This is a genomic window from Chryseobacterium sp. KMC2, from assembly GCF_016756935.1.
GTDB lineage: Bacteria > Bacteroidota > Bacteroidia > Flavobacteriales > Weeksellaceae > Chryseobacterium > Chryseobacterium rhizosphaerae.
This window is the reverse complement of the sequence record NZ_JAESIT010000004.1, coordinates 221,378-247,163: the sequence shown is the minus strand read 5'-3', so window position 1 is coordinate 247,163 and position 25,786 is coordinate 221,378. Positions and strand designations below refer to the sequence as shown.

22 protein-coding genes are annotated in these 25,786 nt (G+C 34.0%); 11 read left to right on the top strand and 11 right to left on the bottom strand.

The window, feature by feature from the left end:
* The first annotated feature begins 165 nt into the window (after positions 1-165).
* Positions 166-753 (top strand): NAD(P)H-binding protein, encoded by a 588-nt coding sequence (locus JML65_RS06810; protein ID WP_202270320.1) that lies wholly within the window; start codon positions 166-168, stop codon positions 751-753.
* A 99-nt stretch (positions 754-852) separates the two neighbouring features.
* Here the strand turns inward: JML65_RS06810 and JML65_RS06805 are convergent, their stop codons facing one another.
* The gene (locus JML65_RS06805) at positions 853-2,379 is read right to left on the bottom strand and encodes an AraC family transcriptional regulator (protein WP_202270319.1); all 1,527 of its coding nucleotides are present in this window, start codon (positions 2,377-2,379) and stop codon (positions 853-855) included.
* A 279-nt stretch (positions 2,380-2,658) separates the two neighbouring features.
* On the opposite strand from JML65_RS06805, the gene JML65_RS06800 reads away from it, so the two are divergent.
* The 8 genes from JML65_RS06800 (at position 2,659) to JML65_RS06765 (ending at position 10,024) form a co-directional block, all read left to right on the top strand.
* A complete protein-coding gene (locus tag JML65_RS06800; RefSeq protein WP_202270318.1) occupies positions 2,659-3,462 on the top strand; it encodes a T9SS type A sorting domain-containing protein in 804 nt (267 codons plus the stop codon).
* A gap of 120 nt (positions 3,463-3,582) precedes the next feature.
* Positions 3,583-3,843 carry a SemiSWEET family transporter gene (locus JML65_RS06795; RefSeq protein WP_202270317.1) on the top strand — a complete coding sequence of 87 codons (261 nt, stop codon included), beginning with the start codon at positions 3,583-3,585 and terminating at the stop codon, positions 3,841-3,843.
* A gap of 137 nt (positions 3,844-3,980) precedes the next feature.
* Positions 3,981-4,850 (top strand): 3-hydroxyacyl-CoA dehydrogenase family protein, encoded by an 870-nt coding sequence (locus JML65_RS06790; protein ID WP_202270316.1) that lies wholly within the window; start codon positions 3,981-3,983, stop codon positions 4,848-4,850.
* A 4-nt stretch (positions 4,851-4,854) separates the two neighbouring features.
* Complete coding sequence (locus JML65_RS06785) at positions 4,855-5,733, top strand: hypothetical protein (RefSeq protein WP_202270315.1); 879 nt, start codon at positions 4,855-4,857, stop codon at positions 5,731-5,733.
* A gap of 170 nt (positions 5,734-5,903) precedes the next feature.
* Positions 5,904-6,455 carry a hypothetical protein gene (locus tag JML65_RS06780; RefSeq protein ID WP_202270314.1) on the top strand — a complete coding sequence of 184 codons (552 nt, stop codon included), beginning with the start codon at positions 5,904-5,906 and terminating at the stop codon, positions 6,453-6,455.
* 6 nt (positions 6,456-6,461) lie between these two features.
* The gene (locus tag JML65_RS06775) at positions 6,462-7,817 is read left to right on the top strand and encodes a Dyp-type peroxidase (RefSeq protein ID WP_202270313.1); all 1,356 of its coding nucleotides are present in this window, start codon (positions 6,462-6,464) and stop codon (positions 7,815-7,817) included.
* A 314-nt stretch (positions 7,818-8,131) separates the two neighbouring features.
* Complete coding sequence (locus tag JML65_RS06770; RefSeq protein ID WP_202270312.1) at positions 8,132-8,962, top strand: AraC family transcriptional regulator; 831 nt, start codon at positions 8,132-8,134, stop codon at positions 8,960-8,962.
* Positions 8,963-9,637: 675 nt separating this feature from the next.
* Entirely contained in the window at positions 9,638-10,024 is a 387-nt protein-coding gene (locus JML65_RS06765) for a DUF3060 domain-containing protein (protein WP_202270311.1), read from the top strand.
* 361 nt (positions 10,025-10,385) lie between these two features.
* Here the strand turns inward: JML65_RS06765 and JML65_RS06760 are convergent, their stop codons facing one another.
* Together JML65_RS06760 and JML65_RS06755 are read right to left on the bottom strand one after the other, a co-directional pair.
* Positions 10,386-10,925 (bottom strand): hypothetical protein, encoded by a 540-nt coding sequence (locus JML65_RS06760; RefSeq protein ID WP_202270310.1) that lies wholly within the window; start codon positions 10,923-10,925, stop codon positions 10,386-10,388.
* A gap of 17 nt (positions 10,926-10,942) precedes the next feature.
* Entirely contained in the window at positions 10,943-12,427 is a 1,485-nt protein-coding gene (locus tag JML65_RS06755; protein WP_202270309.1) for a DUF11 domain-containing protein, read from the bottom strand.
* Positions 12,428-12,838: 411 nt separating this feature from the next.
* Here JML65_RS06755 and JML65_RS06750 point away from each other — a divergent pair, with 411 nt between their 5' ends.
* Positions 12,839-13,681, top strand: coding sequence for a hypothetical protein (locus JML65_RS06750; protein WP_202270308.1), 843 nt, complete (start codon positions 12,839-12,841; stop codon positions 13,679-13,681).
* A 1,769-nt stretch (positions 13,682-15,450) separates the two neighbouring features.
* Here JML65_RS06750 and JML65_RS06745 read toward each other — a convergent pair.
* From JML65_RS06745 to JML65_RS06735, 3 genes are all read right to left on the bottom strand, one after another.
* On the bottom strand, positions 15,451-15,642 hold the full coding sequence (locus JML65_RS06745; protein ID WP_202270307.1) for a cold-shock protein: 192 nt from the start codon (positions 15,640-15,642) through the stop codon (positions 15,451-15,453).
* A gap of 906 nt (positions 15,643-16,548) precedes the next feature.
* On the bottom strand, positions 16,549-16,854 hold the full coding sequence (locus JML65_RS06740) for a hypothetical protein (RefSeq protein WP_202270306.1): 306 nt from the start codon (positions 16,852-16,854) through the stop codon (positions 16,549-16,551).
* Entirely contained in the window at positions 16,841-17,128 is a 288-nt protein-coding gene (locus JML65_RS06735; RefSeq protein ID WP_237390800.1) for a helix-turn-helix domain-containing protein, read from the bottom strand. The genes JML65_RS06740 and JML65_RS06735 overlap by 14 nt, the downstream gene beginning before the upstream one ends.
* A gap of 312 nt (positions 17,129-17,440) precedes the next feature.
* On the opposite strand from JML65_RS06735, the gene JML65_RS06730 reads away from it, so the two are divergent.
* On the top strand, positions 17,441-18,400 hold the full coding sequence (locus tag JML65_RS06730) for a hypothetical protein (RefSeq protein WP_202270305.1): 960 nt from the start codon (positions 17,441-17,443) through the stop codon (positions 18,398-18,400).
* Between the two features lie 597 nt (positions 18,401-18,997).
* Here JML65_RS06730 and JML65_RS06725 read toward each other — a convergent pair.
* From JML65_RS06725 to JML65_RS06705, 5 genes are all read right to left on the bottom strand, one after another.
* Positions 18,998-19,405: a DUF6527 family protein gene (locus tag JML65_RS06725; RefSeq protein ID WP_202270304.1), complete on the bottom strand. Its 408-nt coding sequence runs from the start codon at positions 19,403-19,405 to the stop codon at positions 18,998-19,000.
* On the bottom strand, positions 19,392-20,570 hold the full coding sequence (locus JML65_RS06720; protein ID WP_202270303.1) for a ThiF family adenylyltransferase: 1,179 nt from the start codon (positions 20,568-20,570) through the stop codon (positions 19,392-19,394). Before JML65_RS06720 ends, JML65_RS06725 begins: the two co-directional genes overlap by 14 nt.
* Positions 20,545-21,246, bottom strand: a complete 702-nt coding sequence (locus tag JML65_RS06715; protein ID WP_202270302.1) for a multiubiquitin domain-containing protein — start codon at positions 21,244-21,246, stop codon at positions 20,545-20,547. Before JML65_RS06715 ends, JML65_RS06720 begins: the two co-directional genes overlap by 26 nt.
* 342 nt (positions 21,247-21,588) lie before the next feature.
* Positions 21,589-24,075 (bottom strand): S8 family peptidase, encoded by a 2,487-nt coding sequence (locus JML65_RS06710; protein WP_202270301.1) that lies wholly within the window; start codon positions 24,073-24,075, stop codon positions 21,589-21,591.
* Positions 24,076-24,078: 3 nt separating this feature from the next.
* Complete coding sequence (locus JML65_RS06705) at positions 24,079-25,281, bottom strand: AAA family ATPase (protein WP_202270300.1); 1,203 nt, start codon at positions 25,279-25,281, stop codon at positions 24,079-24,081.
* Positions 25,282-25,786 lie beyond the last annotated feature (505 nt).

Genomic DNA, 25,786 nt, shown 5'->3' with positions numbered 1-25,786 from the left:
TTTCGATATTATAATAAGTTTACTACTCATACCAAACAACTTACTAAGGATGCTTTCCTAATTGACTTTTCAGATGCTAATCTATTTAACTTAGTGCAGTTCTATAGTAATCAGAATGAAAATACTAATAAAGCTGTTGATTGAAAATAAAAGCCAAAACTATTTATGAATATCATGATATTAGGATTCAGTAAGGAAATTGAAATATTGCTGACTACTGAACTTATTGCACGAACTCCACATAATCTTACCTTGTATACAGAGGCAGATCATCATCAACTGGAGAGGATGGGCAAGGGGAAGTTAAAGGTTCTGAAAGGAGAGGTTATAGATAAAGAGGCTATTTATAAGGCAATGAACGGGATAGATATTGTTTATGTCAATAGTGTTAATGATGACTATTCATTAGATATAATCATTGAATCATTGTATGAATGTGGTGTGAAACGGATAATTGCCGTTTCTATTCTTGAGATCAGTAGTAAGACTCCTATAGGGTTAAAAGGAAATCAAATTATGAGCGGACATGCAAAATTTGCTAAAGGTATTCGGGATTTGAGAAAAGACTATACCTTAGTTTGTTTGTCTAAATTATCTACTAAGGAAAATGCTTATCTGCTTACCCATGAGAGAACTCCCTTTAGGGGTGTTGAAATGACAACGAAAATGATCATTCAATTTCTCGTTAATATTGTTTCTATGGCATTTGAGCGTGAATCTTTTATAAAAAAGAGTTTACAAGATAAAACTTAAAAAATACATATCCGTGTGAAGTAGCACCTCCGGGTAATCAAAAATATGGATCATTTTCCAAGCCTTTTAAGATAATCTCTGGGGATTGGTGTTGTCTGCTTATTCCTCATTAGAAGAGTTTGGAGCTTGATCTTCAATACTCTTTATGAATAAAGAAGGAGTAACTGACATTTCTTTTTTAAATGCCTCTATAAATTTACTTTGTGTTGAGAAGCCTGCCAATTCTGCCAAACTCACTATTTTGTATTTCAGATATTGGGGTTCTGTTTTGATTTTATAAACAAGATATTTAATTCTAAGCTCGTTAATGTAATTATTAAAGTCTTTTTGTTTATGAGAATTTATAACTATTGAAAGGTACTTGGTATTGGTATTACAATATATAGACAGCACAGACAGGGAAATGTTTTTCTGAACAAACATGTTCGAATTTTCAAAAGCCTCCAGCTTTTTTAGAATTTTTTCCTCAACCTCAGGCTTTATCATTTTAATATTTTCGGTAGTCTTATGGTTTGCTTTTGTTCTGCTTTTTAAAGCGTCTTCCAGCAAAGAAAGTTTTGCTTTTAAAAGGCTATCTTTCCTATAATAAAAGAAAAACATAATACCCAGGATGGTGAGGCTGCCACAGGAAGCCAGGATTAAAAGAAGATTATTCTGATAGAGTGCATTATTTTTATCTAGTAATTTGGTCTGTTCGTTATTGATAAAGGTATTTTTTTTCTCCGAAATAACTTCGCTAATAGCGTCTTCCTTCCTTTTTAGCTGGCTAAATTTTTCAATATTTTTCTCTAAAACATAATATTCCTGTGAGGTTTTGTAAATTTCTTTTTTTAAGTCCAGATATTGTGTTTTATCCGCAATCTTTTGGGCAAGGTCAACATAGGTCTTAGCATATTTTACATTTCTTTTTTTTATGTAGATAGCAGATATTCCGTTGTATATGAATCCTTTCAGGAAATTATCAGGAAATTTTCCCAACAATTCCAAAGCGATGGTATAATGGGAGAGTGATTGATCATATTCTCCCAGATCATAGAAGCTGTCGGCTAAAAGCCGTTCATTACTGGCTAAAAAAAGTTCTTTGTTGGTTTTATTTTCCCTGAAATAAACCTGGGATTTTTCAATTAAAAGAATTGCTTTTTTATAATTCTTTTGATCAATTTCATAACTGGCGTGTTCCTGGATTATTAAGCCTAAAATTGTACTTTTGACCGTTGTATTTTCAATTTGTTCTGCCTGTTCCCCTGCTTTACGGATATATGAAATGGATTGGTTATAAAGCTTTAATTTTCGGAATTGGGTCGCCAAAAAACCGTAGATTTCAGCAGTTTGTACATGATCTTTTGATTTTTCACATATTTCTTCAGCCTTTATCGCATAATCTACCGCTTTTTTTACGTCTCCGGCTTCTTGCAGAAGCGTAGCAGAGAGCATCAGGCTTTTAGCTTTAAAATAAGGTTCTTCAGAAGCTGAATATAAAGAATCAGCTATATTCATTGCCTTTTTGAAGTCTTCATGTGAAGTCTTTATATAAGTTTTTGTATAAACCTTATTAAAATCGCTTTTGTTTTGAGCAGGTAATGCTAGTGATAATAAAAAGAGAAGAATAAAAAGAATAGACTTCATGTTGCTTTATAGGTAAGTTTTTTTAAATAAACGGTTTATAGGGTTAACAAAGGTAGTGAATTAAATTGTCTGTAGGTTTAATAAATGCCGGGACGAACTGCTCGCTTGAGATCTTATTACAGGTTTTAAAACTGTTTTTGTGTAAATCATCTGTTTTTTGCTCTGTTTTATTCATCCCTTTTTCAGGAAAAAGGGATGTTTATTGCTTTTATTTGATTCAATATCCTATTAGGTTTGAGGTAACATTATATAGTAACAGAATTTAGATATAAGTATATTATGAAAAAATTATTATTCCCTTGTTTTTTATTATTAGGAACTATCGCAAATGCACAAGAATACAATACAAGTCAAAATTTTGACAATGCTCTTACAGGAGTATATTATTTTGGCGGTGGCGGTGTTACTACCAATACAAATTCATGTAGTGGTACTTTGTCCTATGCAAAAACTTACACTAACAGTGCCCCGGAAGGAGGTGTTTATATTTCTCCTTCAGATTTAAATCAGATAAATAATGGAAAAGCTGTTACAGTTACATTCAGAGTGAAAAAAACAGGAGCAATGAGTGGTAAACTTTTGCTTTTTACAAGAGTAAAAACAGGAAATACCTGGGAGAATGCAGTTTATTATGCAATAAATGGCTCAGATATAAATCCATTGAATCCGAATGTAACCTCCAGTACTTTGGATTGTGTGACTTTTGCGGGGACAATTCCTGAAGGAGCATTGGCGGTAGGTACAGAGTATGGTATTGGCATTGATTTTTATAAAACAAGTTCAGGAAGTGGTGGGCTTACTATTGATGATGTAAATATTGTTCAAAATACTTCTAATTTATCTGTTTCTGAGGTAACTAAAGAGCAGTCATTATTATATCCTACACCATTTCATGATGTCATTAAAATTTCTAATTTGAAAAATGTAAAATCTGTCACGGTTAATGATGCTGTTGGAAGGCAGATGAAATCTTTTTTACCTAACAATGAGCTTAGTCTAACTAATCTTAAAGATGGTGTTTACTTCGTAAATCTTCATATGGAGGATGGAAGTATCAAGACTTATAAAACCTTTAAAAAATAACCCATATCTTTTGAATATTACTGTGAAAAGAGAGGAAACTCTTGTTCAAATCGAACCCATAGATTTTTTTGATATGGGTTTGTGTTTAAGTTTAGTAAATTGTATTAATATTTAGCCATTATGAACAATCATTTTTATACAATTTTAGGATGGGTGGCAACTGTGACAGCAGTAGCGATGTATGTTTCCTATATTCCTCAGATCAGTAATAACCTTAAAGGAGATAAAGGAGACTGGATACAGCCTTTAGTTGCTGCGATAAATTGCAGTTTTTGGGTGACCTACGGTCTTCTTAAAAAGCCGAAACGGGATTGGCCTGTTGCGATAGCAAATTTACCGGGTATTGTATTTGGACTTACGGCAGCCATTACTGCCTTATAACTACTCGTTTTTTTTGTGTATGTAAATCCTTAAAAAATCTGACTTAAAATATTTTATTTAAAGTCTTAAACCAAGAATTTTTCACGTAACTTGGTGTAAGTTCTTTTGATATTAAGCCGTAATTTAAAAATGTGTTTATGAATAATAATTTAGAAGTTAATTCGCTAAACCGGCCAATAACTATTTTTGGAGCAGGTACTTTGGGCCGCCGTATTGCCCTTATGTTTTCTACACAGGGCGGAGAAGTCCGTATCTACGATAAAAACAATGAGGCATTGGCCGCCGCGAAATCATTTGTAGAAGAAAGTCTTCCGGAAGTTGTTAAAACTGTTCCTAATGGAAAAGCCGGTTCTCTGACAACTTTTACAGATTTTGATCAGGCAATCGATGGAGCATGGCTCGTGGTTGAAAGCCTTCCTGAAATTCCAGAACTTAAAATTGAGGTTTTGGGACAGCTGGATCACGCAGTAGCGGAGGATACAATTATTGCTACAAATTCCTCTTCTTACCGTTCTAGCGATCTGGCTGGTAAAGTGATACATAAAAACAGACTTCTCAACATGCACTTTATGATGCCACCTATTGCCAGAGCTGTGGAGCTGATGACATGTGGGGAAACAGACAGAGCTATTATCGATTTTCTCGCTCATAAATTAAAAGATTATGGACTTTCTCCGTATGTTGCAGAAAAAGAAAGTATAGGATTTATTTATAACCGGATTTGGGCTGCCATCAAAAGAGAATCATTGTATGTTGTTGCGCAGGGGGTAGCTTCGCCACAAACTGTAGATGACATCTTTAAAGAAACCTTGGGTGCTAAACAAGGACCGTTCCGTTCTATGGATCAGGTAGGCCTGGATGTGGTACTGGATATTGAGGAACATTATGCCCAGGAACGTCAGGGTATTCCGGAAGAACCAAGGGAGCTCTTAAGAAAGATGATTGCCGAAGGGAAACTAGGGGTGAAATCAGGTGAAGGGTTCTATAATGATTACAAAAAGCAATAATGCTATGAAATTCTTGCTATGCCTGGAAGTATATCCTGCGCAAATTGTGAAAATATCGCTGGAGGATGGAACGAAAGAAACGCTTCTGGAAATTACCAATGGTACTCCGGATGGAATATGGATTGATAGAATTAACCAAAAGATCTATTGGACTGTTATGGGGAAAATGACCGATCCTCCAGAGGGTTATTTTGCAAAAGACGGTTCCATAGAATGCTGTAATCTTGATGGAACAGAACATACTTTACTTGTAGGGAATGGTGTTATTACGACGCCAAAACAGATTGTTGGTAATGAAGAAACAGCTCGTTTATATTGGTGTGACAGAGAAGGAATGGCCTTGATGTCCTCCTCAACAGATGGATCAGGTTTTGAAATTTTGATGCAGCATGAGAAAGGGGATTCTGATCTTAAAGAAGTAGAAAAACAGTGCGTAGGCATTGCATTGGATCTTCAGAAGGAATTCTTATACTGGACGCAGAAAGGACCTGCCAAAGGAGGAAGGGGTAGGATTTTTCGCCTCAAATTGTCCCAGGAATACCCGGTAAACGAGTTAAATATAGAGTTGTTGTTGAATCATTTGCCCGAACCAATTGATCTTGAATTTGGTCATAGAACAGGGAAGTTATATTGGACAGATCGGGGAGCAGCTCCTTATGGGAACAGCCTTAATTGCGCAGAAGTTTCCGAAAATGGAGAACTTGTCAATCATCGAATTATAGCGAAAGGCCTAAAAGAAGGTATTGGACTGGCTCTCGATGAAGATGAAAATGTAGCTTATACTTCTGATCTGGGTGGTTACATCAGAAAGATAAATCTGACAGACGGTTCAGAAAATATTATTTTACAGCAAGGCCCTATGACGGGGATTACGCTATTATAAAAACAATTACTTTATGAAATTTCCAGTCATATAAGTAAAATAATAGAGTCTTTCCCAATGGCCAGTATTTTTTCAGGTTGGTTTAATATATAATTCAATATTAATTTGATATAAAGTAATGCTATATTAAAACACAGACTTGTAATTTTTAACTAAATATAAATACAATTATGGACTTTCTAGATGATATCAAACTAAAAAAAGATTTAATCATTGCTAATCTCAAAGAAGCGTCAAATGATGGTTATGACCATTCTATTACTTCTGCTGGAGAAAAAGGGTTAAAATCAGGTAAAGTATCCGAACTGACAGCTATTGCCGATCTCAAACCCGGTGGAGCAGAACGTCTAAAGAAAATATTGGAAATAGCCAACGGTAATCTCGGTGGTGCTACCAATGTAGGGACATTACATGACCTGAGAATTGTATTATTGGATAATGATACCAGAATTCTTTTCTGTACAGCATATGATGGTGACTGGGATCCATATATTAATGATTTTGCTGCCAAAATTCCTGAATTAATGGATATTATTTTTGGTAATGTAGAGGGATGGCCGGGTATCAAAAGTCCAGATGTCAAACAGTTTATCTTGGATCATCAGGTCACTGCCACAGGATGGTATGTTGGAGTTCCACATCTCACTGTCAATGATATCCGCCGACAGGATAAAATAGTGAACGGAATCAATAAAGCGATCGATGATGCTAATAAATTGTAATGGCATATGGCATTCGATTTTATAAAAAGAATTTTCAATCCCGAAAAGGTTGAAATAGCCCTAAGCGATATCCAATCACTCATCCTCCGAAGTAGACCAATTCCTTATTATGGTACTGTAGCACTAATTGAGATAAGAGAGGCATCAGCAGGAAAGGCATTGATAAAAGCAATGCTACCCTTAATCTCTTCAGCAGAGAACTGGCATCTGGATTTATCAGCTTCAGTCTTTATATCCTTTACCTATAAAGGGCTACAGGCACTTGGCTTACCCGAAAATTCCTTGGCTTCTTTTCCTGAGTCTTTTAAGCAGGGTATGGTGGCCCGTTCGTCATACCTATATGATATTGGAGATAATGACCCGAAAAATTGGGAACGAGCTTTTTTGCGGGGCAATATTCATATTACTGCTGCTATTATTGCAAATACGGAGGAAGAATGGCTGCAAAAGCTAAAAGAATTTAAAGAGGCTTTTGGTGGCAATTCAAATATTCATTTAATAGAAAGCTTAGATTTTGGAGCGACTGAAGAGATGAAGAATGTTTTTGGATTCAGGGATGGAATTAGTAATCCGGAGATTGAAGGTAGTGGTATAGATAACCCACCGGGCTATGATAAGCCAATTAAAACAGGCGAATTTATATTGGGATACCCTGGGGAATCGGGTATTATAAAGCAATTTCCTCAACCGGAGATATTAGGAAAAAATGGATCATTCCTCATTTTTAGAAAATATCAAAGCCAGGTAGCTGAATTTAACAAATTTATAAAAGACAATAGCAATACAGCTGAGGAAGGGGAACTACTGGCTGCTAAATTGGTAGGTCGTTGGCGAAGTGGTGCACCACTGGTACTTGCACCGGAAAAGGATGATATAGATTTGGGAACGAATGCACAAAGAAATAATAATTTCTCTTATAAAGATGATCAACTGGGGAAAAAATGTCCATTTGGTGCACATGCAAGAAGAATGAATCCCCGTAATTCCAAAAGTTTTATTCTAGAGGATGAACGTCTACACCGTATTATTCGCAGGGCCGTATCATTCGGTGATATTGTGCCGCCGGAGGAAACCAGAGATGATGGTAAGGAGAGAGGTCAGTTTTTTATTGGAATCAGCGCTGATGCTATGGGTACACTTGAGTTTCTTCAAAAACAGTGGGCTAATAATGGAAATTCTGTAAATCTAGGTGATGAAAAAGATCCCATGATAGGTGTACAGAGAAATGGATTATTTACCTGCCCTGGAAATCCATTAGTTAAGAGATACCATAATCTGCAAACTTTTAACATTGTAAAAGGCGGAGAATATTGTTTTATTCCTAGTATTTCAGCGCTTAAATGGATAAGTGAATTGAGCTAATTTTTATACAGTGTATTAGTTTTCAAGATAAAATAGTTACTGTTAACAGATAAATGTGGTCATTTTTATTCATGTTTGTGGGCTGGTTACGGAATTCATAGTATTAAATATTAACAAAAAATAGGGCATCTCGTTTGTCAATAAAACATGCGTTATTTATTGAGTCACCAAACGGTACATAAATGGACTTGCCATTCATGTTGCCCGTTTATATCTTAAAATATTCAAATAGTTTCGGATTTTATTGTTTTTTTTGTGGTAATTATTGAAAGGTACGAATGTTGAATTGCCAATAGCAAACAAAAATGTACCGAATGAACAGAGAGTTTATTGAGAAAGATTTGGAGTTTGAAGCTCAGATTAAAGACTATATTGTGTATATTCCTTTAGCTGGAGAAAGTGAGATTTCTAATTTTAGAGCACCGGATAGCTATGTTTTTATTTTTTTTGAAAAAGCTCAGGGTAAGCATTTTATTGACTTTGTAGAGTATCAGGAAAAAGATCATCAGGTTCATATCTCTTTTCCTGGACAAATTCATTCTTGGAAAACGGAGAAAGGAGCTAAAGGTCATAAGTTAATTTTATCCAAAGAGTTTATAGAGAGAAAGTTATACACTTCAAGATTTTCATCTTTACTTCCCAATAAATTTCCTGTTATTGATATTCCGTTATTAATCAGTAAAAGGCTCTCTCGAGAGTTTGAAATGATCAGGGAAGAATTTTCAGAAGAGACTATTAACTGGGATGTAATGAGCTTCAGGGTGAAAATTATTCTCTCATTTATTAATAATTGTATTGATGATGCCGAACAGAATCTATTATTGATGAGCAAAAGAAGTCCAATTATCTTAAATTTTATTGAATTGATTGAAGCAAATTTCACTGAATCAAAAGCCGTAGCGTTCTATGCAGACAAGCTTGCCGTAACACCTAATTACCTAAATATTCTTACAAAAAGTACACTGGGAGTTACTGCTAAGGAACTTATTGATGCAAGAATAGTTCTGGAAGCAAAACGGCTTCTGAAGGGCTCTGACCGGACAGTTAAAGATATTGCTTTCAATCTGGGATTTTATAACATTTCAGCATTTTCTTCATACCTTCAGGGAAGAACAGGCTTATATCCCAGCAAATTCCGTGAATAAGAACTTACAGTTGTCACAATAAGCTCGACTTGGTTCTATGCCTATAAAATTTATGTGTCGAAGATATCATATTTCTTAATAGTTCAAATTGAGAAGTATTTCCTATATTTTGCCCTGTTTCAGAAGCTATATGATGAGTAACAGTATTTTTGAAATCAGATCTCTTTTGACATCTTAATTTTATACTCAAAATCCTTAATTCTATTTTTAGAAGAGAAAGAAAATAGTATCTTTTTAAAATATGACGATAATAAAGATACAATATATTTCATGTTGAAATAAATGTTCTAATTATTTAAATAAAATATATAATAGGATAAATTGGAGGAAATTCAAAACTTATAAGATAATTCTGTATCTGTTTCAATTTGTAAAATACAATAATTTTGCAGTATGTAAGTAACAATGATGAGGTGTATGATCTCATCTAAGATTGTGTAAGATGGCCGACAAAACAGTGTCGGCTTTTTTATTTGGAGAAAAGAAGCAGGGATTTATTTTAAGATTTAAAAAAGCAAGTAGTAAGTGTCCAAAACAACACCGATAAGGATGAATCTGTAAAATTGAGTATGAACATCTTTAAAGTTTTGGATGGAAAGAGTCTGGAACATTGGGGTGTACAGGAAAATATACTAGAAAGTTCGGTTAACATTTAACGCTCTTAAAACAATTAAAATGATTATGATAAGAAATTGGTTTATTACCACTGTTTTTACTTTAGCTGTAGGAATTGGGACTATTCTGACACAAAGTAGTGGCCCTGAAAGAAAAAGCAAACATAATGGAACAAAAATCGAAGTTAATGGGGTTGGACACAGGCAAAACCTCATCTCGAATGGAGGAAATGCTGTAATATCGGGATCTGATAATATTATTACGATTAAGGGATCTATTACAACAATCCAAGTGTCAGGGGCAAGTAATACAGTCTATATTGATAAAATAAATAACATATCCATTGAAGGCTCGGGAAACATTGTTTTCTATAAATCTTCGGGAAGGAAAAGTGGAAAAGCCCTTGTTTCCTTAACAGGAATAGAAAATTATGCACAAAAGAATTAGCTGCTTTGAAAAATGTCAGTTGTAAAAGGCTTTTAACTAAACAAGACTGTCCTTTTTAAATAGTTTTGTTTTTTTAATGAAGAATATATTGCAGCCATTTCAAATCAAAAAACGATTAATTAGCCAAACATATTCCATAATTTTTTATGGATTTATTATAAGTTAGGTATAATTTCGAAAGTCCAATTCTCCAAATTAAAAGTTAGACCTTAATCAAGGAGTACAAATAAAATTTCATGGATTTTCATAACGAAAAGACTATCAGAGTATGATAGTCTTTTTTACAACTAATAGTTATCAAGTAATTTAGGTAGCCTGGAAAAAGCTATAAAAATATATAATTAATTTGTGTTCGAAATTGCTAAGGCATCCAATAAGCCCATTTATTACCATTAAAGACAGCAAGTCTTTTTGCCCCTGTTTTTTTAATATAAACTAACATACCAGGTGATGGATTGATGATATCATCTGTATTTTCAATTGTTGGTAAAACCATTGCTTTAGTTTGTGATTCCAGAATAAGTACACCATCTGCTTGTGAAGAACTATTTCCGATAATTGATTTAGCATTACTGTCTTCGGCGGTCTGGGATGATGTAGGTTGGATCAAAAGGGAACTAGTAATATCAGCATCCTGACCACTTAAGTCTACCCATGTTCCATTATATAACTTTACTCTTGCTGCAGAAGATGTACTAGCATCCAATATAAGTGTACCCTCAGTAGGTGAGGAGGGAAGAGTTCTTGTATAGGGTAGTATAATCCCCTTGTTTTGTCCTTCGAACTCTAAAAGAACTGAAGTTTTATTTGAAGCGGTTCCTGTTGTCCCTCCAATAATAACTTGAGAGAAAAGTAACTGATTAAGCAATATTACTGGGAGTGAAACTATAATTTTTTTCATATGTATTTGATTTTGAATTAAGGACAAGCTGGTTGAGAAAAACAGCTCCATTGGTTATCTGAATATACTTTTAAACATTTATCAGTAGTATCATATACCATCATACCTTCAATTGGAACGACGATATTATTCAAATCAGATTTTGCAATCCGTGAAATAACAAAACCTTTGCTATTTGATTCAAGTACTATATGCGCTGATTTTCTTGCCATGGGCCAATTATCTCCTCCGATTCCAGCTCTTTGTAGAAGGGTAATCCCGAATTTCGAATCTGATCCCACTGAGCTTCTATTAGGATCGTTATAACAGGCGCAAGGTTGAGGATTTACAGAAGGAGTAATCGATGCTGTATTATTGTTCATTGCAGGATCTGAATTATTTCCCGAGATAACGGCTGTATTAGTATAGTTTCCTGTACAGTTTACTTTGGCTGTAACAGTTAATGAAGCTGTTGTACCGGCATTCATATTTCCAATGGTCCATTTCCCTGTCGAGTTATTATATGATCCTATACTTGCAGATGAACTTAGATAAGTATAACCGTTTGGAAGAAGGTCGTCAACGGAAACGTTAGTATTATTTGACAATCCATTGTTTATGGCATTTACAGTAAAAATTACAGTGGACTGCTTATCTGGATTAGAATTATTAATAGTCTTGGTTACAGCTAGATCACTTTCCAATGTTGAAATACCCATTGTCACAACATCTCCGCTCTGGGTTCCCCAAGGGGTCCCATTACCATCACCTCTGACAATCATTCTAAGTACGATAGTAGTAATTTTTTTTCCGGTAACTAAAACTGAACCGGAAGCTGAATTATTTCCGGTAGACGTAGGATTAGCAGCTGTATTTTTAATTGAGGTTTGAGTTACAGTAAAACTATTAGAGTTACCGGAAAGTCGTGAAAAACTAATGGGCACATTTGATGAGATGAATTCAAACCCGCCAGTTAGCCCCAGATTACCTTGAAACCCACCCATACCACCAATATGTAATATAGGATTATCGACGGGACGATTAAATGTTATAGTAAGATCGGCCATTTGGTAGGTTGCATTGGTAGATTGTCCATTTAATGCTGCTGTATTGAAAAATAAACCTACTCCATGGTTGGTAGCAGTATTAATACCTGTACCGATAGCTGCTCCTGATGCTGTAAAACTATTGTTTGGAGGTGTCCCAGCTGAATTCAGAAGTGGGAAAATAGGTGCTGCTGTATTATTAGTGTTTCCCCCAATCCTTGCTGCATTGTTATACTTTTGGTTTGAAATTGAAAATGTAGCGCTCAGCGTAGGGGTATAGGTTTGAAAAGTATTTCCAGATGGGTTATCGGGATTTTGTACAAAGTTAATCACTGTACTGGTGACAGGGCCATTTCCTGTTGGGTTATTGGTTCCCTGTGCTGTTGCGAATTCTAGATCTGGTGAATTTTGTGCTGCCATTTTGGTTATTCCGCACATAATTACAATGGGTATTAAAGCCCGTGTTAGTTTCTTCATTTTAATGCTTTAAAAATCAAGGCAAAATTAGATGTAAAGCATTTCTTAAATATTATCAAAATCATTCATTCGCTTATTGAATTTATTAGTGATTTAGTGATTTGATGGGTATGAAGAATAAAATGTGAAAGTAAAAGAATAAAATAGGAAAGTAAACGAATGAATTAGTATACAATGAAGGTGATGATATTTGGTAAATTTACATTATCAATTGCTATTGTTGAATTCCATCAGTATCTTTTTGCAATTATTAGTCATATTTATTTATATAAATAAACTTCAGATGACATATCTGCTATTTATTATTTATTAAAAAAGTTGATGATTCATTTTGTTAAAATAATAAGATAAGCTAGTGGCAAAGAGTATATATAGGAATTTAAAGATGTTTAACCTAAATCAATATATATTATGCTAACTAGAACTATTACATTTGCTTTATTGACTATTTTTTTTATGGAAAATGGTTTTTATATTAACGCACAGGTAGGTGTCAATACGACGACTCCGAAAGCAACTATGGATATTAGTGGAAAACCTGGTGATACCAATGTAACAGATGGGGTTATAGCTCCAAGAATTACAGGCACTGAACTTAAAAATAAAGATGATAGATATTTGGCTGAGCAGAACGGAACCATAGTATATGTTACCCAAGAACTTGCAGGTTCTGCAGTGACTGCCAAAACTAGAAATGTCTTGAGGAAAGGGTATTATAATTTTGACTCTTCAAAAGGAACAGGTGGTGAATGGGTACGTATGTTTGATAATGCCCCAACAATTTTTGCAGGTGCAGATGGTAATAATGCACATACAGCTGCTGCAGTAACGGTAAGTGCGGTAAATGATAATACTGGGGTAGCAAATCTGATTACACGGACATTTACAGTAACAGAGAGATCCCTTGTAACGATTACGGCATCGGTTCCAGTATCTGAAATATTAAACGCTAACGGAAATAATCTTACTGATGGAGCATCAAAAAATTATGGATTTAATTTAATATTAAATGGTGGAAATTTTAATAATCATATTTTTACCAGACAGGGGGCTGCCTTTGCAAATAGTGCTAATTTCTATGCTACAGGAATATATCAACTAAATTCAGCTAGGGCTGTGATATTAGAGCCAGGAACTTATACTGCTACTATTCGGGTTTTTGTATATGCCAGAGATTCAACGGGAATCAGAGCTTCATTTGGGGGGCCTTCAATAGATTCCGTTTTAGATATTATTGGAAATTCGATGCTATAAAAAAGAAGGATTTATTTCTTTATGAATTAAACACGAAAGTTTTTAATTATGTTCTAATTTATAGAAGTAGCTGAATAAAATAGTTTACTTTAAAGCCGCAGTTATAACTATTTTTGTTTTAATCGAATTTTTCACTTAGCTTTTTTAGGCAAAGCAGGCAACTGTCACACAAATATTTGTTGTGGCAGTTGTCATTTTATCTTATGGGGGTATTCTATTTTTATTGTTCTAAAATCAAACCTTTGTATTCAACACTCAAAATTTACTATATCATAGCGATAAACAAGGATCGTAAAAACCAAAAGCCAGCTTAAAAAAGTAGAGATGATTATTATTGAATAGTTAGTTTTTTTGGTTCTAAAATAACACCTGAAATATTATGTAATTTTCTTATAGTTCAAGCTTTGCAATACAACTGCTATCACTTATAAAGAAGGTTTCCGAACACAATAAAAGAAAATTATTCTATACAAAATCAAGAAACAAATGAAATAAATATAACTTGATAAAGGACTTCAATTAATAATATTTATTCTGTTTATTCATCTATGTCATTTCAATTTAGATTTTGACTTAAGAATATAAATATATTAGAATATTTGTGTAATTAGCTGATTTAATGCGATTGCGGCTCCGGTGTTATGAAATTCATTAACAAAAAGATGATTTTGACTAATATGGTACAATACATATCGTTTAAATTTGTGTATCCAAATATAAAATAGTGGTAATATTTGGTATGGAGGTTAAGCAGGCATTGTTTCAATGCCTGCTTTTTAATTCAAATCTTTTTTTCGATATGAATTTAAAGATGGTTTAACCAATTTATTGAATGATACGTAAGTTAATATGTGTACTATAGTATTTTTATTGACGGTATACGATACTATTTATAAATGTTTAAAAGTATATTCAGATAACCAATGGGGATGCTTTTCAACAACAGGTGTCCACAAAAAACTTGTTAAAATTACGATGAATTAGCAAGAAAGTTCCTTGCTTAATAAAAAAATAACCCGAGACTTTACAATTAATATGTTTAGTGCTCGGGTTGACTGCAAAAAAAATAAGCGATATTTATTCTAGTTACTATTATATGATAATTTGGTGTTTCTTTTCATCGCTTTATTAACATCATTAAACCGAGGTATTCTGATGATTTTAAAACAGAATACTCAGATTATTTATCAACTCAATTAATATATCCTACTGGACAGAAATTGTTTTCTCTTTTAAAGAACAGTGAAAATGCTCATACATTGCTTATTACTATGAAATTATTTTATAGCATTTGAATTTATAAAGAAAACTGAAGCAGCTGCTTACAAGATATGTACCTTTTACTTAAAGCAGCTGTTCAGCCATTTCTAAAAACAACTTTTAAAAAAAAGTATCTGATCAAAATTAGATAAAATAGCCATCGTAAAGTGGTCTTATTTATTTAATCACTTACTTGTTTTATAATCAAAAAAAATAATGAATAATCATACCAATTCGAAGTTCTCAAATATTATGGGAGCTCTTATCCTTATGACTGCTGCTGTGATTGTACTCATTTATTTCTTTTTTTAGATGTCAGCTTCTAGCATTGTTGCTTGAATTTCTTTTTGAAGTCTAAGCAGTTCTTTTCTTATGGGATCAGAGGAAATTTGGTTTTCTTTGGGAATCAGTCTCGGTCATCTTTCCATATTAGTGTATCAAAAAAAGCAGATAACATAATGCTATCTGCTGAACTTAACTTAAAGAAAGTTTTGAAACTTTCTACTTAATTATGCTACTCGCACATTAACTGCGTTAATGCCCTTTTTACCGTTTTCTAAATCGAATGTTACAGTGTCGTTTTCGCGTATATCATTGATTAAACCTGATGAATGTACGAAAATATCTTGACCTCCATTTGATGGTGTAATAAAACCAAAACCTTTGGCGTCATTAAAGAATTTTACTGTTCCTTGTTGCATTGTATATATTATAAAATTATGTATTTATTAAAACTTCTTTGGCATGTGCCATTGTTATAATGATACGCATGTCATTATAGCAATAAATCGATCTGTAAACAAAAAATGAAGTTGGTATTTTTATCGTATTGAAATATCAATTTGAAAAAAGGAACTTTACCCTATATGTTGATGACAAAAATAGCGGCTGAAAAGGCGAAGACTGAGAAGAAAGAGTGAACTCAAAAGTTTCAGAAAAAGCGATGGCAGAAGCCTGATTATTTTACAAATGTAAGCATAAATTATTGGAAAACAAAATGTTTTACAATAATTACATATTCCCTCATTACAATATTCAAGAGAAAATTATAGTCAGTCTCCAATTTTTTTTCCTAAAATTTGCTTTAACTACCTATATAGCGGGTATAAAAAAGATCTTTCTATGATCAATCTATCAGTAATATCTATCAGGGATTCAGTAGCTTGATCCAGTGAGATATGTGCCTCGTAACCCCCTTTTCCGGTTATGGACCAGAGGGTTAATTTTAATGGGTTTCTGAATAAGATCATTTTTCCTAAGAAGTCAGCGATCTCTTGCTTTGTTTTCGATTGTTTTGTCGCCATGATTATCCGCTTTTTTTATGTGGATTTGCGGACAAAAGTTATTAAATACTATATTATTATACATTGGCTTTTAAGCTGTAAATTTATTTTATGCGTGCTTTATCCATCTGTAGGAATTTTTAATAATATAATATATATGGTTAAATAAATATGTAGATTAAAGTAATATTTAGTAAATTTTTTGGTTGACAACCAATTTCGATTAGGGAACTGCATTTTGGGGTATTTCGTTTTCGGTTACGAAACTTGAAGTATTATCTTCGAACCAGTTTCTTGCAGATATTGATCGAATTTTAAATGTACTTAATAAACAATTTTGAAGTTTAAAAAATCAATAGTGCTTTTACAATCTGGATGATATGATGGTGTATATTTTATATAACCAAAATCTTGTAGTTCCTTAAAATATTTATGATAGGTCGGAGTCGTTTTGATGTGTGATTGAAACATCAATTTACTTCTACTAACGAATATAATTTCTTTATCATTTTGGATGTATGCGATTTTGATGATTGCAAGTAATAATGTAATATGCCATACAGTGAGTCTTTCATCTGCTGTAATTTGAATTAAATAATTGAGCCAATTAACTGTATTATCCTTTTTCATTTTCAAACAATTTTTTTAAATCATCTAAATTGTAATAATACGATCCTAAGACTTTTTTAAATTTAACCTTTCCTGTTACCCTAAGATTTTGGAGTGTAGCTGGAGAAATATTCATGAAAGCTCGTACAGACTTACTTCTTATCCATTCTGGATCTATATTCTTTGGCGTAGATCTAACAGAGTGTAGTTTTTCATCAAATATTCTTTCTATATCAAGCAATAGTTGGATTTTAAATTCCTGCAAATCTTCTTTTGTTAATAATGATATTTCCATTTTTAATATTTACATCAAATATATAATTAATGTTATTATTTGTTTGATTAATAGTTGTTTATGTTTGTTTTTTTTAGTATGAATAAAGTTTAATATATAGTCAATTTAATAATGGCTCAATACTTTAAAAAAAGTTTGATATAAACGTCTGCAATTAGGAAATGAAAAGAAAATGTAGGACAAAAAATACTTTAGTTAAGGGGTGACAATCAATTGATATAAATTCACGAAGAGTTTAAAAAGATATAAGTTTTCAGCTATCTCTTTTTTAATTGTGTATAATGATTTGTTTAACCTTATTCGTAATTGAGTATGATTATTAAGTATTATTTAAATTCGGAAAGTAATAAAAATCTCTACTGCCAGCTTAGTGATGAAAATATTAAAGTAACCTTTGATATGAAATATAATATTGATCCTCAAAGTTGGGATTATAGTAGTGAGAAATTATGTAATTCAGATCCTCATTTTTTTACCTTAAAAAATTTTAAAATACATCTCTTCAGTAGATCTGTTGAGTTACAAAAATCCGGAAAAGATTCGGTTGTAGAAGTCTTAAAAGAAGAAGCTTTACATTTATTTCATGATTCTGGGATTAATGGAATTTCTAAGAATGTCTTTAATTTTTATGCAGATAAATTCGGATTAGATAGATATGATAAGTATATACGGGCATTTGAAAAGTATACAGGACTACAACAGAAAGATTATAAAGTTGAAATTATAGGTTACATGCTACATTTTCATACTGAAAATGTAATCTATGAAATGGATACTTATACCGGGAGATCTTTGTTGCTTAAGGAAATTATTAAAAACAAAAGATATTTAGATATAATGGAGTTGACTGAGGTAAGCATGTGGAGTGAAATATATGATGAAAATATTGGTAAGCATAACTTCCTTTCTAAGATGTCTGACGAATTTGAGATGTGTCTTAATGATAATTTTAAGAGGACAGCAGTATTGATAGAAGCAAATGAGAGTATTAAGAACAGAAAAACTGAGATACGAAAAATGTTCCAAAAGTTTATTGATCAATCCAATAAAAATGTTAATTGGATTGATTTAGCTTGGGAAATAAGTGAAGAAATTCTATTTCCTTTAGCGGTTATTACGATGACAAGTATATTTGATTTAACCATTTGTTGCCAAGAATATTGTGAGTTGAATTTCTATAATGAGAATGAAGAATGGGAGACTGTTTTTCTGGATTGTGGACTTGAAGAAGATAATAGCATTCAAGGGTTTCATATTAGACTTCTTAAGTAAAGTAGATTCAACAATTGATTCATTGAAATAACTTTAGAGATTTAGCAACTCTGTAAAAGAGGTTCAGAGGTTCGAATCCCTATCTCCATTTAGGGAGTCTTTTACAAAAGATTCTTTTTTAGCATTAACAAGTACTTCTATTTCATTTTCAAATGATTCTGGAATAAAATATTGAATATTGTAAGGTTAGAGAGGAAGGGATTCGAACTTATTTTGTTTTTAACCCTGTTAGCGCTGTTTTCCGACTGTTGTTTAATCGCTTTGCCACGATTCTGCCACAATCTTTGTTTATGCGCTCAAAACTGCGTTTTTTATGTCTCGGCGGAAAGGGAGGGATTCGAACTAACTCGTCCCAGCCACTTTTAAACCTCATTTTCAAGTATATTTTAAATTACTGCCATGATTCTGCCACTAAAAATTATAGGCAAAATTCAACACTTAATCATTATATAACGACTTCAAAGAACAACCATAAATCTGTAATGTCAAAGATAATAATTATATATTATTTGGTAATACACGGTTTTATGTAGTGTTTAAAACCATCTAATTATATCAGGCCAATATTAATAAGTAGCCTGATATTAAAATATGAACCTAATTAAAAAACTTGAATATACGTTTCCAAATACTAGATTTAGGAGATTGTAAATCGTCTGCAACTACTGTCGCTTTAGGTTCAAAATATTTATCCTTTATCGATAAGTCTTTTTCACGCCCTCTTTCTATTTCTTCTTGTGTCCAACGACCGGCAAACTCGATATTATTATTTTTAATCCAGTAATGAGATTTGCACTTGAAACTCCAGTTTCCGATGGATGGGTAAAGCGTTATCGATTTTCCGTTGAAAGATAATTTCCAATCGGTAGGTGAGATGGGTGTTACAACCTCATTCCCACAGCCACACGCACATTTATGAATGGCAGTGCAATATTCTAAGGATATATATAAAACACCTTCTTCAATATGTTCTGGAATAAAATCCACAAATTTATGTCGTAGCATCTTCATTAAAAATTTTAGATACACCGATAGAATAGGAGCTGTGATGTTCATTCTCTAAATCAACATAGATCCCGCTATACTTCTTCCATTTTAAAATGGCTAAAATACCGTTCATTGCGTTTAGTTCTGCAATTTGAATATTAGAACCATATTCGTTATTATCAGAATCGTCTGAAAAAATACGTAGAGGTAAGTGGTCGTTTTTCGTTGGGTTAGCGGAGGTTACTCTTAGTGCGCCAGTGAGCTTATCGTCAACAATGTTTACTCCAAGACCAACATCACTAAATGCTACACCTTTATCCACCAAATAATCTGTTATCAATTTTCGTAAAGTATTTTTATCTATGCAAATAAATACATAGTCTAGATGAGATAATTCACTCAAATTTTGTTTTGTGATAAAATAATCGTGAACGAAAATGTTTTTGTGCATACGTGAATAAATTTCATAAAAATACTCAGTTTTTTTCTTGTTCATCTTCAAGTCCTCGATCGATGCTGCTCCTGGCGATCGAAAAGCATTGTGCTGATCAAAGTAATCCGCATCATAAATATGAATTTCTTTTACTGGAGTTTTGGTTACCATATCCAGGATATAGGATCCGGTTCCACCAAGACCAACAATGCCTATCTTCTGGTTGCTAATTTTACTATTTATCAATTCGATATTTGCCCGACTGGAATTTGTATCAATATATTGAAATACGGTTTCGTTACTGTTATCTTCAATTACTTTAAACGTTTGTGCAGTGACCGTGGAATCGGTATATTTAGCCGGACCAGAAATTAAATCCACATATCGCGTAACCTTTTGGTAATAATCGGGATAGCCATTGGGTGGCTTATTTGAAAAAGTTTTACTTACCGTGATTTCATGATTCAGCGCTGTTGGCAAAGGATTGTTTTGAATTGAAGTAATGTACGATCCATCTACTTCGCAGGGATCATCTCCAATAAAATATATTACGTGGTTGTCGGGTGTAGTTGTTCGTTCACTACTACTTAAAGTAAGTGTAGATACTAAAATGCCATACTGTATTTCTTTAGCAGTATTCATGTAGGGAATGTGATGGATAAGTAAATATCCACCACGTACCTCAATTTCATAACCATCGTCTCTCAGACGTTTAAGGTCGGGACTATGATTTATCAGTTGCTGTGACATCGAAAATCATTTTATTTTTAACACGAACCTCAGAACCCTTAACCATTGTGCCTTCAGGCTTAGGAGACCAGCCTCTACTATATGTAACTGTGTAGCCTTTGCCTGGGCTAGGGTCATATATACCAAAAGCTAACACCACAAGCTGCTCAAAAGAAATGTTTTCCTCAGTCCAATTATGCTGACGGGCATTCACTATTATCGTAAATTGCTTCGACTTTGGTTTTGAAAAAAAACGCTCTTTACCTGGCCGTGCTAAATCAACCTCTTCATCGTCGAATATCAGATCATCCTCCCAATCAGCATTAATATCCAGAAAAATATCATCCTGATCAGAAATATTTCCTAATTGCCTAATCTGAACCCCTCGAATATGCTGCTTGTACCAAATGAAAGAAACACCATTGATAAAGAATTCAAGCTTTTTCTTGGTGAAAAAGTACTCCATTTCAGGTCTTGCAAGGTTTACCCGTGTCTCATTATCTATCAGCTCATCTTGATAGGGTTTGGCTATTGATAGGTAAAGTTCTGTTTCCAGAGGAATGCCCGCAAGTTGCTTCAATTCAGCGCCTGTTATATATTGTTCGAATGTTTCGAAATTCTTTCCCTCGACCACAAACTTTAGTGGTGTTTTAGGGGTAGGGGTATTTGACCCCTCAGGTAGATTATTTAAATCCATCGTGATTAAATTAAATTTTAGTTACTAATAAATGATTATTACCTATCATTTCGGTAATAAAATGGGACTACACCCATAGTAATCAACAGTTAACTTGCAATAAGATATTTACTTAGTTATTGCCAGGCCCTACTAGCTGGATTATCCAGATTAGGTTTAAAATCACGAAAAGCTTGTTTTATTCAAATAAAGGAAGTAGTTTTGAAGTGCAAATAAAAAATCTACCGGTAGCCTTGCAAGGGCTGTCGTTCCTTTAAGGAATCAAGCCAGGTGGTTTTCGCCTGGTTTTTTTATTAATTTCTTTTTTATTTCATTATAATACTTATTCTGTTTTTAATCAAATTAAACACGTGGCACAACTCGAGCTGCTGTTTTTATATCAACTGCTCTCACACCCAACGATTGAAGCATCTGTCTCATGTCATTAAAAACGGGCTTCTGTTTTGTTGGGTCGGAAATAGTCAGTATTGCGGTGAATGGTACACCTTCCCGAGGAATGGTGACACCATCACGTGCTAAATATTCCACATCTAACTTCCATTCTGTTGTCGGTCCAACACCCCTTGGAAATGTCTTTTCGTATACCTTTACCGGACTCCATTTAAATGAATGCTCTATAAGATCCTTTTCATAAAGACTTCCTTCGCCTTCATCGGGGGTATAGATTGCATTTAGACGACCAAGATATCTGCCATCTTTTTGCATCTGCCGTAAGGCTGCATCTATATTAATACGAACAAACTCAGATCCGTAGTTGTAGTTCAGTCGTGGCGTGCTAACAATCGTCAGCTTGGCGTGTCCCATGCATTTTCCGTTCTGCACCAGGCTGGGTGGCCACGAAAACTTAAAGCTCATTTTATGCCCACTGATTGCTCTATTTGCGAAAACCAGTGTAATTGCTGATGGATCTCCATTTAATATCTCGTTCGAACCATTTGGGATTCCAAAGCCTACAAGATCTTTTGTAACGTTCCTTAAATTTTTGTCGTTCATAGATTCAGGTAGCATCGCATGATGGACACTGAGCGCTATAAGAGTTTCTCTAGAGACCATTCCCTCAATGTTGTGATCCAAACTTGCTAAGGTTTTTGCTACATTTGGGGCCGCATAACTAGTTCCGCAGCCATCTACGACCGAACCGCTTGGGTCTAACGATAGTAATCCGTGACCTAAGTTTGAATGCTTCGTGCCAGAACCTCCGACATGAGCCAAATCAGGTTTAAGTCCCGTTCTTAGACCTGGTCCCCTGCAGCTATAGTTGCTTAATGCGTAGGGTACCACGTTGTCCAGATGGGGCGGGTTCAAGGCTGCAACACTTAAATTTCGACAGCTTTCCGCTGGCTTTTTCATGGCGTCATTTCTGGAAGACGCCAATGTTTTTAATGCTTCAAAATGATCTTCTGGCCATTCCTTTCGCATATCTCGGGGGTGAGTATTTCCAGCAGAAATAACAAATATAATATCGTTTTCCTCTGCAATCCTGTCAAGTATTTGTGCAGGGAAACTGTAACCGGTTGTAGATACATGTTCTTCGATATTTAAGCTGAAATTAAATATTCTCACACCAGTTCTGGCTTTCAGATCCTGTACAGCACTTTCAAGTTCGTCAAAGAATTCCATAGCCCTCGAAAAATAGGTGTCATATCGATCTGGTTTTGGTAATATGTCAAGATCGATGATTTTGCATCCGTCAACTTCTCTACAAATAGCACTACCATTTAAGGTCTGACCAGCTATTGCAAGACCTGCAATAAAAGTTCCGTGGTTTTCGTCCTTATCAGTTGGACTTATTAAACCCCATCGTTCTTCAACCCAGTTGCCATATACATCCGATACACCCCCATCAACAATACAAATCTTTGGGTACGATTCATCTTCGTAGAATTCTGGAACAGGAAAATAATCACCTTTTTCCCAAGAGTCTATTGAATCACTCTGTTTTACAATCGGGGGTAAACTAATCTTTTTAACCAGTGGATGATTTCCAAGGAAGGTTAAGAGAATATTGTGCCTTTCCACATTCAGATCGATTTCTTTTTTGTCTTCATTTTTATTGCTTGAAGAACTTTGAAAAACAAGCTGGATTACAGCAGGTAGATCACTTTGTTCTAGTTTTACTCCATAAACGGCAGAACTGTCACCTGTAGCAATTCTTGAAACCACTAAACCTTTTAAGATATCTCTAAGTCCAAGTACAAAAGATTGAAATAGATCAAACTTGTAAGATGGTAATATGTCCCAGTCCTTCCTTAATGGAATGAACTCAAACAGTTCTATTATATATGAACCGCCCGTCTGCGGATTAGACAACCATTCCACTGCATCTTTTGTGGAAAAAGTTCTCTTATCACTTGCAGTATAAGGTAGAATTTCTTGGATAGCACCAACTTCACTTTTTAGTCTGGAAGGACTTGGTTCAAGCTTACCGGTAGTTTTGTTTTCTTTGTACCTTGTTTCTGTTTCGGCCTGGCCTACACTATTACTTATAGTATCGATCGCGTCTGGATTCAATTCTACAAATAGTTCTCCTAACTCACCAGCTCCAATAACCGGCGCAATGTCTTTTTTAAATAATTTAGTTGTAGGGCGATGGCTTTTTGCTAGGGCAGCCTGTTTCAAATTCACTTTTGCGTATGAAACCTTTGCAAAACTACTGACCATTTGCATGTTTTTGATTTCATTAAGCTGATGTTTAAGGTTTTCTCGATGTTCTCTAAATTCTGCATCGCTTCCCGCGAAAAAGTCTTTTGCGGGACCACCTCCATTATTTTCCAACGCTTCTATGAAGTCGCTGGAATTTAAAACGATTTGAACAGGACTATTTGCCATAACTTAAATTTTTTCAGGGTCTTTATGCTTAGATAATTGCTTGCTTAAAGTAGACGCTGTCATACCGAATAATGGTGCAATATCTTTTTGTTTAAATGAATACACTTTATCATTTAGTAGCATAGCTATAAATTGATCATCACTATGTAACATGACATTTCTTTTCTTAGTTTCCACTCTGCCGGAATTTAATAAAGTAAACTGCTTGATTATGTCTACGAAACTAATTTCCTTATTAAGAACAGAAGATCTTTTTAGCCATTTCGCGAGCATTTGCGCGTCTGCACCCGAAGATCCTTCCAAAGACCAAGCTAAAAACTTTATTTCATTGTCATCAAAATCTAAAGGTGCTACGAATTTTTCTAATAAGTGTATCATTACCTCAGGATTTGGCTTAGGTATTTCTACTTGAATATCAAACCTTCTCCAAATGGCCGGATCTAATAAGCTTTCATGATTTGTGACACCTATCGTAAATCCCTTTTCTCTTCTCGTATCCAGACTTTGCAGTAGAGTATTAACTACTCTTTTTACCTCACCAACTTCCTGTGGATCATTCCGGAGTTTCGCGATTGCATCAAACTCATCAAGTAGCAATACGCAATTATAACGATTTGCAAATGCGAATAAATTCCCAATATTTCGGGATGTAGTTCCTAAATAAGAAGACATTAAGCCTTCTAATCTTGCTAAAACTACCGGTAAGCCAATTTGTTTAGCAATCCACATTGCTAGATGAGTTTTACCTGTTCCTGGTGCACCATAAATTAAGCATGAACTCGCAGGATTGGCATCTACCTCCTTTAATTGATCGAATTTATTCCATTCGTCAACTACAGATTGTATAGCTATTTGTATGTTTTTATCAAATAAAGGTTCCTCTGATGGAAGATTATCTGGAAAAAAAATCTCAGCTAAAGGGGTGGACGTTTCTTTATCAACTGGAATTGCAGTTTTGTGTGTTATTTCTTCTCGTGTGGTAACAATGAACGATTTTTGCATTTTACTTGGTGACATTTCAGCGCTCGCCTGTGAAGACGATAGGATTCCTTCTAGTGATTTTGCTTCCTTACTGTATCCATCCTTTTCGAAACTTTCCTGCAATCTTTTAATTTGATGTAGGACTGCATCGTTAGGTGTGGCTAGCGCAGATCGGCAAAGAGCCTGAACTATACTAAAGTATTTGATCATCGTGATATCTTTCATAATATTTTACATAGCAAATATAAAGATATAATTTCCATAAATACAAATTAAATTTCCTGTTTTTGATATTTATTTCCAAAATAACATAATAATTTCCATATTTAAATTTTTATTGCATATTGTAATATGCTTATAAACATCATTTTATAAATAATGGATCACTTAAAAGCCATAAAAAAAACTTCAAAATTTCTATTCAAAATATTGAAGTTTTATGGATGGCTGCTATGAAACATGGAGAGAAGTTTAGCTTTGTTAACCAATAAGAGATGGATTGACAAAGGAGGATATATCGGGTTGCCTCAAAAGACTTTAAATCTTCTTGAATGTCTAGGTGTTGATCTCTACTGCGATCGGAACCATCCTTTTCAAATAGTATAAGACCTCTATTTTAATCCTTTTTGAATTACTGCCACGATTTTGTCAACTGAATATAAGTTTACCGATTACCAATAAAGTAAACTTCAAAATTCTATGTCGAACATGAAGTTTATTCTGCTGGTAG

Coding starts and splice junctions, on each gene's coding strand:
- JML65_RS06795 (WP_202270317.1), top strand. CDS start 3,583: ATGAACAATCATTTTTATACAATTTTAGGATGGGTGGCAACTGTGACA.
- JML65_RS06775 (WP_202270313.1), top strand. CDS start 6,462: ATGGCATTCGATTTTATAAAAAGAATTTTCAATCCCGAAAAGGTTGAA.
- JML65_RS06705 (WP_202270300.1), bottom strand. CDS start 25,281: ATGAAAGATATCACGATGATCAAATACTTTAGTATAGTTCAGGCTCTT.
- JML65_RS06725 (WP_202270304.1), bottom strand. CDS start 19,405: ATGCTACGACATAAATTTGTGGATTTTATTCCAGAACATATTGAAGAA.
- JML65_RS06810 (WP_202270320.1), top strand. CDS start 166: ATGAATATCATGATATTAGGATTCAGTAAGGAAATTGAAATATTGCTG.
- JML65_RS06770 (WP_202270312.1), top strand. CDS start 8,132: ATGAACAGAGAGTTTATTGAGAAAGATTTGGAGTTTGAAGCTCAGATT.
- JML65_RS06715 (WP_202270302.1), bottom strand. CDS start 21,246: ATGGATTTAAATAATCTACCTGAGGGGTCAAATACCCCTACCCCTAAA.
- JML65_RS06765 (WP_202270311.1), top strand. CDS start 9,638: ATGATTATGATAAGAAATTGGTTTATTACCACTGTTTTTACTTTAGCT.
- JML65_RS06780 (WP_202270314.1), top strand. CDS start 5,904: ATGGACTTTCTAGATGATATCAAACTAAAAAAAGATTTAATCATTGCT.
- JML65_RS06785 (WP_202270315.1), top strand. CDS start 4,855: ATGAAATTCTTGCTATGCCTGGAAGTATATCCTGCGCAAATTGTGAAA.
- JML65_RS06720 (WP_202270303.1), bottom strand. CDS start 20,570: ATGTCACAGCAACTGATAAATCATAGTCCCGACCTTAAACGTCTGAGA.
- JML65_RS06730 (WP_202270305.1), top strand. CDS start 17,441: ATGATTATTAAGTATTATTTAAATTCGGAAAGTAATAAAAATCTCTAC.
- JML65_RS06755 (WP_202270309.1), bottom strand. CDS start 12,427: ATGAAGAAACTAACACGGGCTTTAATACCCATTGTAATTATGTGCGGA.
- JML65_RS06745 (WP_202270307.1), bottom strand. CDS start 15,642: ATGCAACAAGGAACAGTAAAATTCTTTAATGACGCCAAAGGTTTTGGT.
- JML65_RS06710 (WP_202270301.1), bottom strand. CDS start 24,075: ATGGCAAATAGTCCTGTTCAAATCGTTTTAAATTCCAGCGACTTCATA.
- JML65_RS06740 (WP_202270306.1), bottom strand. CDS start 16,854: ATGAAAAAGGATAATACAGTTAATTGGCTCAATTATTTAATTCAAATT.
- JML65_RS06805 (WP_202270319.1), bottom strand. CDS start 2,379: ATGAAGTCTATTCTTTTTATTCTTCTCTTTTTATTATCACTAGCATTA.
- JML65_RS06750 (WP_202270308.1), top strand. CDS start 12,839: ATGCTAACTAGAACTATTACATTTGCTTTATTGACTATTTTTTTTATG.
- JML65_RS06735 (WP_237390800.1), bottom strand. CDS start 17,128: ATGGAAATATCATTATTAACAAAAGAAGATTTGCAGGAATTTAAAATC.
- JML65_RS06790 (WP_202270316.1), top strand. CDS start 3,981: ATGAATAATAATTTAGAAGTTAATTCGCTAAACCGGCCAATAACTATT.
- JML65_RS06800 (WP_202270318.1), top strand. CDS start 2,659: ATGAAAAAATTATTATTCCCTTGTTTTTTATTATTAGGAACTATCGCA.
- JML65_RS06760 (WP_202270310.1), bottom strand. CDS start 10,925: ATGAAAAAAATTATAGTTTCACTCCCAGTAATATTGCTTAATCAGTTA.